The sequence below is a fragment of the Salipiger sp. H15 genome (genome assembly GCF_040409955.1).
Taxonomy (GTDB): Bacteria; Pseudomonadota; Alphaproteobacteria; order Rhodobacterales; family Rhodobacteraceae; genus Salipiger.
The window spans coordinates 1,494,857-1,508,673 of record NZ_CP123385.1; the positions used below are offsets into that span (position 1 = coordinate 1,494,857).

13 protein-coding genes and 1 riboswitch are annotated in these 13,817 nt (G+C 70.0%); of the genes, 2 read left to right on the plus strand and 11 right to left on the minus strand.

Annotation, left to right across the window (positions count from 1 at the left end):
- Nucleotides 1–43: 43 nt before the first annotated feature.
- The gene (locus tag PVT71_RS21335; protein WP_353474491.1) at nucleotides 44–853 is read right to left on the minus strand and encodes a restriction endonuclease; all 810 of its coding nucleotides are present in this window, start codon (nucleotides 851–853) and stop codon (nucleotides 44–46) included.
- Between the two features lie 174 nt (nucleotides 854–1,027).
- Nucleotides 1,028–2,116 carry a hypothetical protein gene (locus PVT71_RS21340; RefSeq protein ID WP_353474492.1) on the minus strand — a complete coding sequence of 363 codons (1,089 nt, stop codon included), beginning with the start codon at nucleotides 2,114–2,116 and terminating at the stop codon, nucleotides 1,028–1,030.
- 512 nt (nucleotides 2,117–2,628) lie between these two features.
- On the opposite strand from PVT71_RS21340, the gene PVT71_RS21345 reads away from it, so the two are divergent.
- Nucleotides 2,629–3,123 carry a ferredoxin-type protein NapF gene (locus PVT71_RS21345; protein ID WP_353474493.1) on the plus strand — a complete coding sequence of 165 codons (495 nt, stop codon included), beginning with the start codon at nucleotides 2,629–2,631 and terminating at the stop codon, nucleotides 3,121–3,123.
- A gap of 140 nt (nucleotides 3,124–3,263) precedes the next feature.
- Nucleotides 3,264–4,484, plus strand: coding sequence for a tryptophan synthase subunit beta (gene trpB, locus PVT71_RS21350; protein WP_353474494.1), 1,221 nt, complete (start codon nucleotides 3,264–3,266; stop codon nucleotides 4,482–4,484).
- Between the two features lie 51 nt (nucleotides 4,485–4,535).
- Here the strand turns inward: trpB and PVT71_RS21355 are convergent, their stop codons facing one another.
- From PVT71_RS21355 to PVT71_RS21395, 9 genes are all read right to left on the minus strand, one after another.
- A complete protein-coding gene (locus PVT71_RS21355; protein WP_353474495.1) occupies nucleotides 4,536–4,928 on the minus strand; it encodes a GFA family protein in 393 nt (130 codons plus the stop codon).
- Nucleotides 4,929–4,995: 67 nt separating this feature from the next.
- Nucleotides 4,996–5,733 (minus strand): ABC transporter ATP-binding protein, encoded by a 738-nt coding sequence (locus PVT71_RS21360; protein WP_353474496.1) that lies wholly within the window; start codon nucleotides 5,731–5,733, stop codon nucleotides 4,996–4,998.
- Complete coding sequence (locus tag PVT71_RS21365) at nucleotides 5,730–6,713, minus strand: iron ABC transporter permease (RefSeq protein ID WP_353474497.1); 984 nt, start codon at nucleotides 6,711–6,713, stop codon at nucleotides 5,730–5,732. Before PVT71_RS21365 ends, PVT71_RS21360 begins: the two co-directional genes overlap by 4 nt.
- Nucleotides 6,710–7,543 (minus strand): ABC transporter substrate-binding protein, encoded by an 834-nt coding sequence (locus PVT71_RS21370; RefSeq protein ID WP_353474498.1) that lies wholly within the window; start codon nucleotides 7,541–7,543, stop codon nucleotides 6,710–6,712. Before PVT71_RS21370 ends, PVT71_RS21365 begins: the two co-directional genes overlap by 4 nt.
- On the minus strand, nucleotides 7,543–9,381 hold the full coding sequence (locus PVT71_RS21375; RefSeq protein WP_353474499.1) for a TonB-dependent receptor: 1,839 nt from the start codon (nucleotides 9,379–9,381) through the stop codon (nucleotides 7,543–7,545). The genes PVT71_RS21370 and PVT71_RS21375 overlap by 1 nt, the downstream gene beginning before the upstream one ends.
- Nucleotides 9,382–9,490: 109 nt before the next feature.
- A riboswitch (cobalamin riboswitch) is annotated at nucleotides 9,491–9,694 on the minus strand.
- Between the two features lie 79 nt (nucleotides 9,695–9,773).
- Nucleotides 9,774–11,129 (minus strand): FtsX-like permease family protein, encoded by a 1,356-nt coding sequence (locus PVT71_RS21380; RefSeq protein WP_353474500.1) that lies wholly within the window; start codon nucleotides 11,127–11,129, stop codon nucleotides 9,774–9,776.
- A complete protein-coding gene (locus PVT71_RS21385; RefSeq protein ID WP_353474501.1) occupies nucleotides 11,120–11,806 on the minus strand; it encodes an ATP-binding cassette domain-containing protein in 687 nt (228 codons plus the stop codon). Before PVT71_RS21385 ends, PVT71_RS21380 begins: the two co-directional genes overlap by 10 nt.
- A 7-nt stretch (nucleotides 11,807–11,813) precedes the next feature.
- Nucleotides 11,814–12,233: a hypothetical protein gene (locus PVT71_RS21390; RefSeq protein ID WP_353474502.1), complete on the minus strand. Its 420-nt coding sequence runs from the start codon at nucleotides 12,231–12,233 to the stop codon at nucleotides 11,814–11,816.
- A 69-nt stretch (nucleotides 12,234–12,302) separates the two neighbouring features.
- Complete coding sequence (locus PVT71_RS21395; protein WP_353474503.1) at nucleotides 12,303–13,802, minus strand: alkaline phosphatase; 1,500 nt, start codon at nucleotides 13,800–13,802, stop codon at nucleotides 12,303–12,305.
- Between the last annotated feature and the right edge of the window lie 15 nt (nucleotides 13,803–13,817).

Below are 13,817 nucleotides of genomic sequence, written 5' to 3' on the forward strand. Positions count from 1 at the left end.
GCCGCAAAACGGAAAGGGCCGGACCGGCGGGTCCGGCCCCGCCTTACATGGCCCAGGCCTCGGTGAAGCTCTCGACCCCGAACTCGCGGTCGAGCTTCGGCAGGTCGTGCGGGCTCAGCAGCAGCACGCCGGTGGTCGCCGCCAGCCGCCGCGCGCTTGGCGTGAACCCGGCGGTGGCCAGCACCCCGGCCCCCGCGAGCCCGTAGTAGTTCTTGCCGGTGAAGGCCTCCTGGATGGCCTTGTTGCCGACCGGCGAGGTGTAGAGCTTCACCTGCAGGCCGATCACCAGCGCGCCCTTGCGCGCCACGATGTCGATGCCTTGGTCATAGCCGCGCTTGGTCACGTCCGCGTCCCAGCCGAAATGGCGCAGCTGCGCGGCGCACCAGTGCTCGAACTCGGTCGGATCGCTGGGATAGTCCTCTGCGTCGAAGCCCTGGTCGCGCGCCGCGCTCTCGATCCGGCCGACCTCGGCGATGACGAAATCGACCACGGCGGGCTCGATGCGATGGTAGTCGAACGACAGGTCGATGCTCTCGAGGAACTCGAGCACGATGTCGTGGCGCTCGTCGGCGATCACCCGGTTGTAGTCGTTCTTCTTCACCGCGAGCCGCAGGTTGCGCGACAACGCCGCCGAATGCATCTGCACCTGCCGCGAGAGCTCGGCGCGCTTCGTCGGCGTGAGGCCCAGTCCCAGCGCCTTGAACACCAGCACGAGGACGAGGACATAGCCCAGCACGATCAGCGGCAGCGCCCGCGTCGTGGCGGCGCTGCCAAGCGTATAATAGGCGTAACCGGCGCAGAGAAGCGCCAGGAAGGTCACGCTGCCCAGGATCGTTTCGTACTCTTTTCTCATTCGCTGCCGCCTCGGTGGGTCTTGTTTTGCGGCGTCCTATCGCGGGGGGAACATATCGGCAACATGTGACGTGAGCGTCGGCGCCTAAGCGCTTATCACAATGACATGAATCCATTTGATGTCGGGTGGCTTGCCGGGGCGCGGGACGTCCTGCGGGGGCGGCGCCCGGACCGCCTACTGCGGGCGGAAATGGCGGTAGAAGTTGCGGAAGTAGCCGTCGGGAGAGAGCCATTCCTCCCAGACTTCGCGGATGCGCCGCTGCTGCTCGGCGAACTGGTCGGGGCTGAGCCGGGCGTGGTGGTCGACGAGGATCTGCCCCGCCCGGTGGTGCTGGTCCAGCGGCACCCAGACCAGTTCCTTGTGCCAGTCGAGCAGGAAGTCGTAGGGCAGGATGCACTCGGTGTCGAGAAACAGCGGCGGCCGCCCGGCCGCCATGATCTCGTAGAAGCGCAGCGAGTAATTGCCGATCCCGCGCACGCAGAGGCTGTAGTCGCTGCCGTCGAGGTTGCCGAGAAACTCCTCGAGCGCGCTCTTGCGGGCTTCGGTCTTGCCATTGGCGGTGGCCTTCTTGTCCGCCCCCGCGAAGAAATCGCCGCGCAGCACGAAATTGGTGTCGACGCCCGGATGGTCGAGCAGGGTCTGGATCGCCTTGGCGCGCAGGAACTTGTACTGGAAGCTTTCCTTCAGCGAGGCGGAATAGGCGCCCATGCGGCGCTCGGAATAATAGGGCAGCGAGGTGCGGGCGAACTGCACGATGCGGGATTTCACGTGCGGCTTCAGCACCAGCCCGCAGAAGCCGATCGAGGGGCGCTCCTTCTTCTCGCGCAGCGGCGCGGGGCCGTTGGTGTGGTCGGGCATCCAGGCGGGCAGGGCGTATTCGTTCGGCTGCCGGTCCTTCTCGATCGTCGGGGTGAAGAGCAGCGCGTTCTTCGCCGGGAACTTGAAATCGTAATCGCGCTCGTGGAAGACGACGATCCGCTTGCCCGCGTCGGCGGCCTTCTGCGCGAAGCGGAGCGCGATCTCGGTGGTGCCGTCGGCGAGGTAGCGGTGCCAGGTGCTGGGCAGCACGACGAATTCCGCCTCGTCCATCGTCTCGGTCAATTCGAAATAGCCTGCACCGTTGCGCTTGTAGCGGTCGAAGACATTGGTGCCCTCGGACCAGAACGTCGCCTCCTCGCTGCCGAGGAACGGGATCAGCATCGCGCAGTGCATCCGGTTGACGGGCGAGGCGTAGGCCGGGTCGGTGTAGATCTTCAGGCGCATCAAAACGACTCCAGTCGCTGGCGTGGCGCTGGCGGATGGCGCGCCGGAAAAGGGATCCAGAAATATCTCGGACGGATGAGAGGCGGCGAAATCTGCCGGCGTCGCGGCGAGGTTAGAAACCTCCGCGAGGCTTGGCAAGTGGCGCTTCGCCCCGGAAATGCCATGACCCGCGCCGGTCCGATCGAAGCGCCCGTGGAAAGGGCCGGGGCCCTGCGGCAGTTTCGGCGGATCGGCGATATCGTTGCGCACGATGGGTGGCTTTTGGACCGGATGGCGGCGCGCGCGTACACCCTTTGGGGCATTTCGGCGCAGGGGGCGATTTGTTAGGGTTGTCCTGCCTTCGATTTGAAAACCAATTCCTTTTGCCCGATGACGCTGGAGTTTCGCCATGACGGAGCGCGCGCCGCCGCCCCTGTCCCCGAAGCGGGAAACGCGCTTCACCAATTTGACCGCAGACTTTTGCCGCACCGCCGGGATCGCCGGGCCGCAGCGCCCGCCGGCGTCCTGACGCCATGGCCCCGAAGCCGGGCACGCTCACCGACGACCCACCGCCGGGCATATCCATTGCGCCGCCGTGGCACCCGCTGCCGCCGGGCGTCACCGCCGCGAGCCTTGCCGCCTGCACCGGCTGCAACCGCTGCGTCGAGGCCTGCCCCGAAGGTGTGCTCGCGCTCGCGCCGGACGGGGTCGCGCTCGTTCCCGAGGCGGGCGCCTGCTCGTTCTGCGGCGCCTGCGCCGAGATCTGCCCCGAGCCGGTCTTCGGCGCGATCCTCGCCATGGTGCACGTGGTCGGGATCGGGCCGGACTGCCTCGTGCAATCGGGGGTCACCTGCGTGACCTGCCGCGATGCCTGTCCCGAGGCGGCGATCGCGCTCGTCCCGCGGTTCAGGGGGCCGTTCCATCCGCATCTCGACACGCGCGCCTGCACCGGCTGCAACGCCTGCGTCGCGCCCTGTCCGGCGGGCGCCATCCGCGCGCTGCCGCTGGCAGAGCCGGGGGCGGCCTGACCCCGCGCCGCGCCCGCGCCCCCCGCGCGCGGCAGGCGCGGCACGATTCCTGTGGCAATTCCCCCCGCGCGGGCGCGTGACCTCTGGTCATTGGCCGCGCCCTTGCTTTAGAGAGGGGGAAAATCTGCGGGAGAGGCGCGATGGACGATCTGGTCAATTCCTTCATGACAGGCCCCGACGAGAAGGGCCGCTTCGGCATCTATGGCGGGCGCTTCGTGTCCGAGACGCTCATGCCGCTGATCCTCGAACTCGAGGACCAGTACGAGCGCGCCAAGACCGACCAGAGCTTCTGGGACGAGATGGACTGGCTGTGGAAGCACTACGTCGGCCGTCCCTCGCCGCTCTACTACGCCGAGCGCCTGTCCGATCACCTCGGCGGCGCCAAGGTCTACTTCAAGCGCGACGAGCTGAACCACACCGGCGCGCACAAGATCAACAACGTGCTGGGCCAGATCATCCTTGCCCGCCGCATGGGCAAGACCCGCATCATCGCCGAGACCGGCGCCGGCCAGCACGGCGTGGCGACGGCGACGGTCTGCGCCAAGTTCGGCCTGAAATGCGTCGTCTACATGGGCGCGCATGACGTCGAGCGCCAGCAGCCCAACGTGTTCCGCATGCGCCTGCTGGGCGCCGAGGTGGTGCCCGTCACCTCCGGCCGCGGCACGCTCAAGGACGCGATGAACGACGCGCTGCGCGACTGGGTGACCAACGTGCGCGACACCTTCTACTGCATCGGCACGGTGGCGGGTCCGCACCCCTATCCGGCGATGGTCCGCGATTTCCAGTCGATCATCGGCAAGGAGACCAAGGAGCAGATCCTCGAGCAGGAGGGCCGCCTGCCCGACACGATCATCGCCGCCATCGGCGGTGGCTCGAACGCCATGGGCCTGTTCTACCCGTTCCTCGACGACAAGGGCGTGCGCATCATCGGCGTCGAGGCCGGCGGCAAGGGCGTGAACGAGAAGATGGAGCACTGCGCCTCGCTCACCGGCGGGCGCCCCGGCGTGCTGCACGGCAACCGCACCTACCTGCTGCAGGACGACGACGGGCAGATCCTCGAGGGCTTCTCGATCTCGGCGGGTCTCGACTACCCGGGCATCGGGCCGGAACACGCCTGGCTGCACGACACCGGCCGCGCCGAATACGTGGCGATCACCGACAAGGAGGCGCTCGAGGCGTTCCAGCTCTCCTGCGCGCTCGAGGGGATCATCCCGGCGCTCGAGCCGAGCCACGCGCTGGCCCACGTGATGAAGATCGCGCCGGACCTGCCGAAGGACCACATCATCGTCATGAACATGTGCGGCCGCGGCGACAAGGACATCTTCGCCGTCGCCAAGCACCTCGGCGTCGAGATCGCCTGAGGCTCCGGCCCCCGCTTCGGGTCCGGGCGGATCACCGCCCGGATCACTCCCCTAGTCCTCGCTGCGTCCGGAGCCTTCGCGGTTGTGCGCGTAGTGATGCGCGAGCGGGAATTCGGGCAGCCACGGCTCGCGCCGCACCGTCCAGTTCTCGTAGCTCGGAACCAGCTGCCCCGGCGCGTCGAGCGTGCCGAGATGCAGTTCCACCTCGTCCCCGTCCAGCGCAAAGACCGAAGAGCCGCAGAGCGGGCAGAAATGCCTGTTCCTGTAGCTCCGGGTCTCGCCCGTCACGGTCACGGCGGCGGCGGGGAACATCGCGGCGGCGTAGAAGAGCGCGCCGTGGTGCTTGCGGCAGTCGAGGCAATGACAGAGCCCCACCCGGTAGGGTTTCCCCTCCGCCCGGATGCGGACCGCGCCGCAGAGGCATCCGCCTTCGTAGATCTCCATGTGCCGCGCCTCCCTCGTGGTCCTGCCCGGGAAGGTATCGCCCGCGCCGCGCCCGGCAAGGCCGCGCTCAGCGCGCCCGGTGCATCGGCTGGAACACCGGCCCGTCCGGGGTCTGCGCGTGATAGGCGGTGATGCCGAAGCCCCGCGCCAGAAGATCGTCCGTCAGCACCTCTTCCGGCGGGCCGTCGGCCAGCAGCCGCCCCTCGGCCAGCAGCACCAGCCGGGTGCAATGCCGCGCCGCGAGCCCGATGTCGTGCAGCGACAGCAGCACGCCGCGCCCCTCGGCGGCAAGCGCGCCGAAGACCTCCATCGTGGCGATCTGGTGCGCCGGGTCGAGCCCGGCGGTGGGCTCGTCGGCCATCAGGAGCGGCGTCTCCTGCGCCAGCGCCCGCGCCAAGAGCGCCCGCGCCTGCTCGCCGCCCGAGAGGTTCGTGGCGCGCCGGTGGCGCAGCGGCTCGAGCCCCATCTGGCCGATCGCCGCCTCGACCGGGGCGCGGGCGTGATCGCCGTGGGGCAGGCGCCCGAGCGCCACCAGGTCCTCGACCTTCACCGGCCAGGCGATCTCGCGCGCCTGCGGCATCCAGGCCACCGCCTTTGCCCGCTGCTGCGGCGTCAGCACCGCCAGCGAGCTCAGCCCGCCCGAGGGGATGAGCCCCAGCGCCGCCCGCATCAGGCTGGTCTTGCCGGCGCCGTTGGGGCCGATGAGCCCGACCACCTCGCGCTCGGAAATCTCCAGCGTGATGCCGGAGAAGACCTTGCGATTGCGCAGGGTTACCGAGAGGTCTTCAAGTGACAGAAGGGTCATGCCCGCTCTCCCCGGCTGCGCCAGACGAGGTGCAGGAAGAAGGGCGCGCCGACCAGCGCGGTCAACACCCCGAGCTTGAGGTCACGGTCGGGTGCCACCACGCGCACCGCGATGTCTGCCGCTAGCAGCATCGCCGCGCCGCCCGCCGCCGAGACCCAGAGCAGCGGGCCGGGCCGTCCGCCCACCGCGCCGCGCAGGAGGTGCGGCACCACGAGGCCGACGAAGCCGATGGCCCCCGCCACCGCCGTGCCCGCGCCGACGACGCAGGCGGTGCCCAGCACCACCCGCAGGCGCAGGCGCGCAAGGTCTATGCCCATCGACGCGGCCGCGTCCTCGCCCAGCGTCAGCGCGTCCAGCCCGCGCCCGACCCCCGCCAGCAGCAGCACGCCGAGCGTCATGAAGGGCAGCGCCAGCCAGACATGCAGCATCGAGCGGTCGGCCAGCGAGCCCATCATCCAGAAGACGATCTCGCTCGCCGCGAAGGGGTTGGGCGAGAGGTTCAGAACGAGCTGCGTCAGCGCCCCGGCGATGGCCGAAAGCGCCACCCCGGCAAGGATCAGCGTCAGCGTCTCGGCGCGCGGTCCGGCCAGCAGTACGAGGATCAGCACGGCGATCACCGCGCCCGCCAGCGCGCTCAGCGGCAGGGCAAGGGCAAAGGCGGTGGAAAGGCCGGTCTGGATCGCCAGCACCGCCCCCAGCGCCGCGCTGGCGCTGACGCCCAGCAGGCCGGGCTCGGCCAGAGGGTTGCGCAGGTAACCCTGCATCGCCGCCCCCGCCAGCCCCAGCGTGCCGCCGATCATCAGCGCCAAGAGCACGCGCGGCAGGCGGATCTCGCGCATCACCATGGGCAGCGGCCCGTCACCGCCGAGGATCAGCGCGCGCAGGCTTTCGGGCAGGGTCACGTCGGCCGGGCCGAGCGACAGCGAGAGGGCCGCAAGCACAGCCACCAGCGGCAGCAGGATCGCGAGGGGGCGGGTCATTCGATCTCCGTTTCGATGTGTTCGCGGAAGCCCGAGAGCGCCTCGATCGCGCCGAGCACGTGCGGCGTGCCGCAGATCCAGTCGCTGCCGGTGCTGGCATGGGTGGCATGGCTCGCCTGCAGGCGGCGGATCACCGGGTGCCTCAGGATTTCCTCTGAGCGCGAGGCGCCGGGATAGGGGCGGGCGGTGATCAGCGCCTCGGGCTCGGCCATGGCCAGCGCCTCGAGCGGCAGCTGCCCGCCGCCGCGATCCCCGGCGATGTTGGAAAAGCCCGCCGCCAGCAGGATGTCCCCGGCCAGCGTCTGGTTCCCGGTGGTGTAGCCGTTGGCGTAGTAGAGCGCCACCGAGGGGCGGCGGCGGACATCCTCGCGCAGGGCGGCGAGCCGGGTCTCGAACTCGGCAACCAGCGCCTCGGCGCGGGCCTGGCGCCCCATGGCGGCGCCGAGCGTGCGAAGGAGAGCGGGCACGTCGCCGAGCCCGTGGGCGGGCTCGAGGCGCAGCACCGGGGTGCCGAGCCGCTCGAGCATCTGCGCCGCCGCCTGCGCGGTATAGGCGCCGACCACCACGAGATCGGGCTGCATCAGCCAGACCTCCTCGGCCTGTCCGTGGTTCACCGGATAGGCCATCGCCTCCGCCGCCATGGCCGAGCTCATCGGGTCACGCGCAAGCGCCGAGACCGAGACGAGCTGGCCGGGGGCGGCGAGCAGCATGGCCAGCTGGTCGGTGCAGAGGTTCATCGACACGACGCGCGCCGGGGCCGCCTGCGCCGCGGCCGGGGCAAGGCCCGGGGCCGCGAGCAGGCAAAGGCCGATCAGCGCGCGCCGCAGCATCAGAAGCTCGCCCGGACGCCGAAATAGGCGGCGCGGTCCGAGGTGCCGTAGCCGGTCACCACCTGGTAGTCCTCGTCGAAGAGGTTCTCGACCCGCAGGTAGATCTCGGCGCTGTCGGTGAGAGCGTAGCGCAGGTTCACGTCGGCGACGGTGTAGTCGTCGAGCGCGTAGCTCGCGTCGCGCAGCCCCGAGACATGGCGCACGGTGAAGGCGCTGCGCAGCGCATCGGTGATCTCGGCATCCAGCGTCAGCGCGGTGTCGCGCAGCGGCACGCCGGCGATGCGCTCGCCCGAGGCGGCATCCTCGCTGTCGGTCCAGGTATAGGCCGCGGCAAGGTCGATCCGGTCGGTCAGCTGCGTGCCGGCCTTCAGCTCGAGCCCCTGCGTCCAGCTCGTGCCCTCGCTCTGGACGTAGACATAGGCGGGCGCCGGCGCGGTGATGAGGTCGGTGATCTCGGTCCGGAACAGCGTCGCGCTGGCAAAGCCGCCGGCAAAGCGCTGCTCGGCCCCGAGCTCGTAGCTGATCGAGGTCTCGGGCGTCAGGTCGCGGTTGCCGGACCAGCCGTCGTAGCGCTCGTAGAGCGACGGCGTGCGGAAGCCGGTGCCGACGCTGGCGCGCAGCGTGAGGTCGGGGCTTGGCAGGTAGGCCAGCGAGACGCGGCCCGTGGTCTTGCCGCCGTAATCCGAATGGTCGTCGTGGCGCAGCACGGTCACCAGCTCGACCGCCTCCGACAGGTGCCAGTCGGCCTGCGCCCAGAGGCCCAGCGTGTCCTGCTCGCCATCGGTGCCGCCCGCATCGAAGTTCTCGCGCGTGGCGTCGGCGCCGAAGGTCAGCGTCGCGGCGGATAGCTCGGCCTGCCCCTCGTAGGCCAGCCCGCGCCGCTCGCCCTCGTAGGGGTACTCGAACGGCCCCCACGCCGTCGTGCCCGACAGCTTGCGGTCGATGTCGTAATACTGCGCCGAGATCTCGTGGCTCACCGTGCCGGTCGCAAAGCGGACGAAGGCACGCAGCCCGTGCTCCTCGCTTTCCGACAGGTCGTCGGTGGTGCCGTCGACCGGGCCGAACTCGTCGTACTCGCTGTCGCGCTTCTGCCAGAAGGCCGCGCCGCCGACGGTCACGGTGTCGGTCAGCGCGTAATCGCCCGAGAAGCTGAGCCGCGTGGCCTCGTGCCCGTCCTCTTCCTTGTTGCCGTCATCCTCGTCGGCGGCCGAGAAACCGTCGGTGGTGATCCGGCTCAGGGTCGTGGCAAAGATGCCGCGGGTCCCGAGGTAGCTGAGGTTGTAGCTCAGCTTGGCGGTGTTGTAGCTGCCGTATTCGGCGGCGACGCTCTGGCTCAGCCCGTCCTCGGTGGCGCGGTTGGTGGTGATGTTGATCACCCCGCCGATCGCCTCCGAGCCGTAGAGCGCCGATTGCGAGCCCTTCAGCACCTCGATGCGGCTGACGTCGGCGGTGGTCAGCGTGCCGAAATCATACTGGATCTGCGGCCCCGAGGTGTCGGTCACGTCGATGCCGTCGACGTAGACGCCGACATACTTGCCCGGAAGGCCGCGGATGAACACCGTCGAGGTGCCGCCGATGCCGCCGTTGCTCGAGACGCTGACGCCGGGCAGGCGGGCGAGGTAGTCGGCCAGCAGCGTCTCGCCGGTGCTGTCGAGGTCTTCCTTGGTGACCACCTCGACCGTAACGCCGCTGCGCGCAATCTCGGTGCTCTCGCCGCGGTTGGCGCTGAGGGTGAGCGTGCCGAGATCGTAGCCCTCCTGCGCGAAGGCCGCGCCCGAGAGGCTGACTGCCGTAAGGGCAGTCGCGGTCCGCAGGCCGGAAAGATATGGGTGCTTCATCGTCCCTTCTCCGTTTTTTCTGTCGTCGGAAGGGAGTCCCCCACCGCAGACGGTTAGCGTGATGCCACCTCTACGGAAGGTCCGTCGCCCTCGGCGCTCCCCGCGCCGGGACTGGGTGATCGGCCTCGGCAGGTCTCCTGACTCGCGGGTCCTCGCTTGGCCGGGTCTTCCCGCCCCGAAAGGCAGTGACATGGTCCGGCGTCGCTCTCCGCCTACAGTTGCGGGGGCAGTCGCGGAATTGGGCCGGGGCCCGCACCGCATTCCCTATTCACCGGGCGGCAGGCCGCCCGGAACCGAAGCAGCCACGGCATAGCCGCTCGCCGCGGCACGCGCAACAATCAGAAGCGGACAGGAGAGGGCGGGCGCGCGGGCTCAACCGGCGGGGGCGCGGGTCAGCTGCGCAGCCCGTCCACCACCGGCTGGCGCAGCACCAGCGCGGCGGGCAGCAGCGAGAGCAGCATGGCGGACGAGACGAAGCCCGCGAGCACCTGCATCTCGGCCCAGCCGAGCGGCGCCGAGAGGGCGATGCCGGTGCGCGCGCTGACCAGCTGCGAGAGCAGCATCGCCGCGCCCCAGCCGGTCAGAACGCCCAGCAGCGCCCCGGCCAGCAGCAGCGCCGCGCAGAGCGCCCAGACCGTGGCGAAGACGAAGCGCCGCGGCGCGCCGAGCGCGCGCAACAGCGCGATCTGCCGCCGGAAGAGCCGGGTGAGGATGAAGAGCGCCATCAGCACGCTCGCCGCCACCAGCCCCTGCGTGACCAGCGCCATCAGCGACATCGCCTGCCGCACGTCGCCCATCACCCGGTAGAGCCCCGAGAGCACTGCGCCGGGGAAGAAGGCCATGGTCTCGCCGTCGCGGGTGAACTCCGAGCGCAGCGCGTAATTGGCCCAGAGCTCGGTCGCGCGCACCACCACGGCGGGGGTGCCGGGGAAATACCCGGGATCGAAAGGCGGACCGATCTGCGCCGCGCGCTCCGGGGCGTGGCCATTGGCAAGGCCATGGATCTCCCAGACGTATTCCACCGGGATCAGGATCGCGCGGTCCCAGGGCGTGCCGGTGGCCGCCATGCGCCCGACGACGGTGATGCCGTCGCCGTGGTCATGGTCTCCCCCGTGCTCCTCTTCGTCCCCATGCCCGCCGTGCGCCTCGGGGTCGGCGGCATCGCCGACGCCATGCGCCGGGGTGAACGCCGCGCCGATCTCCAGCGGCACCAGCGCGCCCACCACCGCCTCGGCGTGGTCCTCCCAGAGCCGCCCGTCGATCCGGCCCTCCGAGAGGTGGCGCAGGAACTCCGCCGTGGTGCCGACCACCGGCGCCGCGCCGTAGCTGTCGCCGAAGGCCAGCGGCGCGGCGATCGACACCTGCTCATGCGCGGCGATCGCGGCATAGGCCTCGCCCGGCACCAGCCCCATGTCCGAGGGCTGCAGGAAGACCGAGGCGAAGAGCGCGGTCAGCTCGCTGCCGGGTGCCGCGACGACGAGATCGAACTTGTCCGCCGCCTGCGCCGTGCCGTGACGCAGCCCGCGCTCCTGCGCGAGCAGCCCGATGCCCATGCCGGTCGAGATGGCGATCAGCAGCACGAAAAGCGCGGCGCTCCAGCGGAAGCGCCCGAGAAAGCCGCGCAGCAGCGGCCAGGGCGCATAGCCGCGCAGCACCACGAGCCCGGTCAGCACCGCGGGCATGAGCAGCAGGCCAAGCAATGCAAGGTCCTGCGCCAGCGGCGGCAGGCTGTCCCAGATCAGGCGCATGTGGCCCCCTCGTCGGCAACGACCTGCCCGCCGGAGATCGTCAGCACCCGGTCCATGCGCTCGAGCAGCGCGGCGTCGTGGCTCACCGCGACGAGCGTGGTGCCCTGCGTGCGGACCAGCGTGACGAGATCATCCACCAGCCTGTCGGCATTGGCGCGGTCGAGGCTGGCGGTGGGCTCGTCGGCCAGCAGCACCGGCGCCTCGGCGGCCATGGCGCGGGCGATGGCGACGCGCTGGCGTTCGCCGCCCGAGAAGCTGGTGACGCGGCGCCCGGTGTCGGTGAGGCCAAGCGCCGCCAGCCGCTCCCGCGCCCGCGCGCGCAGCGCGGCGCGCTCGGCACGGGGGCGGAAGAGCGCGGTCAGCGCGGCATTGTCCAGCGCATCGAGTTCCTCGAACAGCATGAAGTCCTGGAAGATCATGCCGATCGTCGCGGCGCGGAAGCGGGCGCGGCGCTCGGCGCTGAGCGACAGGAGGTCGGTCCCGCCCCAGCGCACCGCCCCCTCGGCGCGGTCGAGTAGCCCGGCAAGCGCGTAGAGCAGCGTCGACTTGCCCGCGCCCGAGGCGCCGCGAATGCCGATCAGCGCGCCCGGCCCGGCGGAGAGCGCGGGCAGCTCGAGAAGCACCCGGCCGCGCGGGCTGCGCACGGTCAGGCCGGTGATCGAAAGCGGCAGGGACATGCGCGGCTCAGCCGTAGGTCGCGTCGGTGAGCCGCATCATGCTGACGAAGCCGGTCTCGGGATCGGTGTAGGCGCCAAGCTCGAGCACGCCGCTGGTGACGATCTTCACGTTGAAGGGCGTCACGTCGACGATGCGCTTGGTGTAGACGGCGACGATGTCGTTCGGCCACTCGGCCTCGGTCTCGCAGAAGGGGCAGACGGCCATGGGCATCTTGGTCAGCACGAAGAAGTGGCTCTCGGCCTTCAGCGGAGGGGCCATGAAACCCTCGATCTCGAGCCGCTGCCCGGCGCTCTGCTGCGCGAGGTCCGAGAGGCCGCGGCCCTTGACCTGGTAGAGGTCGCGCACCTTCAGCGTTTCGGCAAAGGCGGGCGCGGCGAGCGAGGGGGCGGCGAGGGCGGAGGCAAGCAAGGTGCGGCGGGTCAGCATGGCGGTCTTTCGGGCAGGAACGGGAGCGGGGGCGGACAGGCCGCCCCCGTCAAGTCTGTCAGAGAAGTATCACTCGGCGGTGACGGCGTGGTGCATCACGTGGAAGATCACGTTCTGCTCGATGGTGCCGTCGACGAGGTGCGACCACGGGCCCTTGGCGTAGATCGCCACGTCCTCGCCCGAGTGCATCTCGGACGACGAGGGGATCAGCGCCTGCTGGATGAAGTCGAGATCCTGCGCCGCTTCCTGGGTCAGCTCGTCGCGGCTGCCGGAGAAGTCATTGCCTTCGCCTGCCTTCAGCACCGCGCCCGGGCCGTTGAGGAAGCCGACCACGGTGTAGGGCTTGCCGTCATCGGCCAGCAGCAGCTCGTCGCTGTGCTTCTCGCCGGTCTGCGAGACGTCGTAGCAGAGCCCGTCGATCGGGGTGCCGCGGCCGCAGTAGCCGTTGAAGGCGATGCCATGCTCGTGGTCGGCGGTGACGATGATCAGCGTGTCGGCGTCATCGGTCAGCTCGTCGGCCATGGCCACGGCCTCGGCGAAGGCGACGCCGTCGATCATCGAGCGCTTGGCGTTGCCGGCGTGGTTGCCGTGGTCGACGCGGCCGGCCTCGATCTCGAGGTAGTAGCCGTTCTCGTTGTTCGACAGGTACTCGATTGCCGACTTGGTCATCTCGGCCAGCGAGGGCTCGTCCTCCTCGGCGCGGTCGGCCTCGTATTCCATGTGGCTGTCGTTGAACAGCGCCAGCACCGGCTTCGAGCCGTCGAGGTTCAGCCCGTTGAAGGTCTCGGTGTTCCAGGCGTATTGCGCGCCGAGCCCGGTGGCCTTCTCGATCAGGTTCTGGCCGTCGGGACGGTGGCCGGTGCCGCCCTCGTCAAGCGTCACGTCCTTGCCCGCGAAGTAGCGGCGCCCGCCGCCCATGGCGAAGTCGATGACGCCCGCTTCCATCTGGTCGATCAGCTGGGCGGCGATGTCCTTCTGCGCGGTGCAGCCCTCGGGGACCTCGTCCTCCCAGTCGCGGTTCGCGGTCTTGGCGTAGACGGCGGCGGGGGTGGCGTGGGTGAGGCGCGCGGTCGAGATGATGCCGACCGACTTCTCCATGCCCGAGACGATCTCGGCGAAGGTGGTCAGCTCGTTGCCCTCCACGGTCGAGCAATCGTCGTGGATCGCGTCGCCGCCGAGGTTGATGAGGTTGAAGCGCTGCTTCACGCCGGTGTTCATCGCGCCCGCGGTCGGGGCCGAGTCCGGGGTCTGGGCGTTGATGTTGTAGGTCTTCACCAGCGCGCTGTGGAAGCCCGGGGTCTCGTAGGGCAGCACGTGCTCCTCGCCGAGCTTGCCTTCCTGCTGACCGGCGTAAAGGCGCGTGGCGTAGTTGGTGCCGACGCCGTTGCCGTCGGCGACGAGCAGGATCACGTTCTTGGCGCGGCCGGTGTTGGTCTCGCGGTCGATGATCGCCTGGATCGCTTCCTGGCCGGCGGTGAACCAGTCGCTGCCGGCCTGCGGCAGGTCCTGGGCCGAGGCGGCGCTCGCGAGGATCAGGGCGAGGGAGGTGGTGGAGAAGATCGTTTTCACGACAGGAGGCTCCGA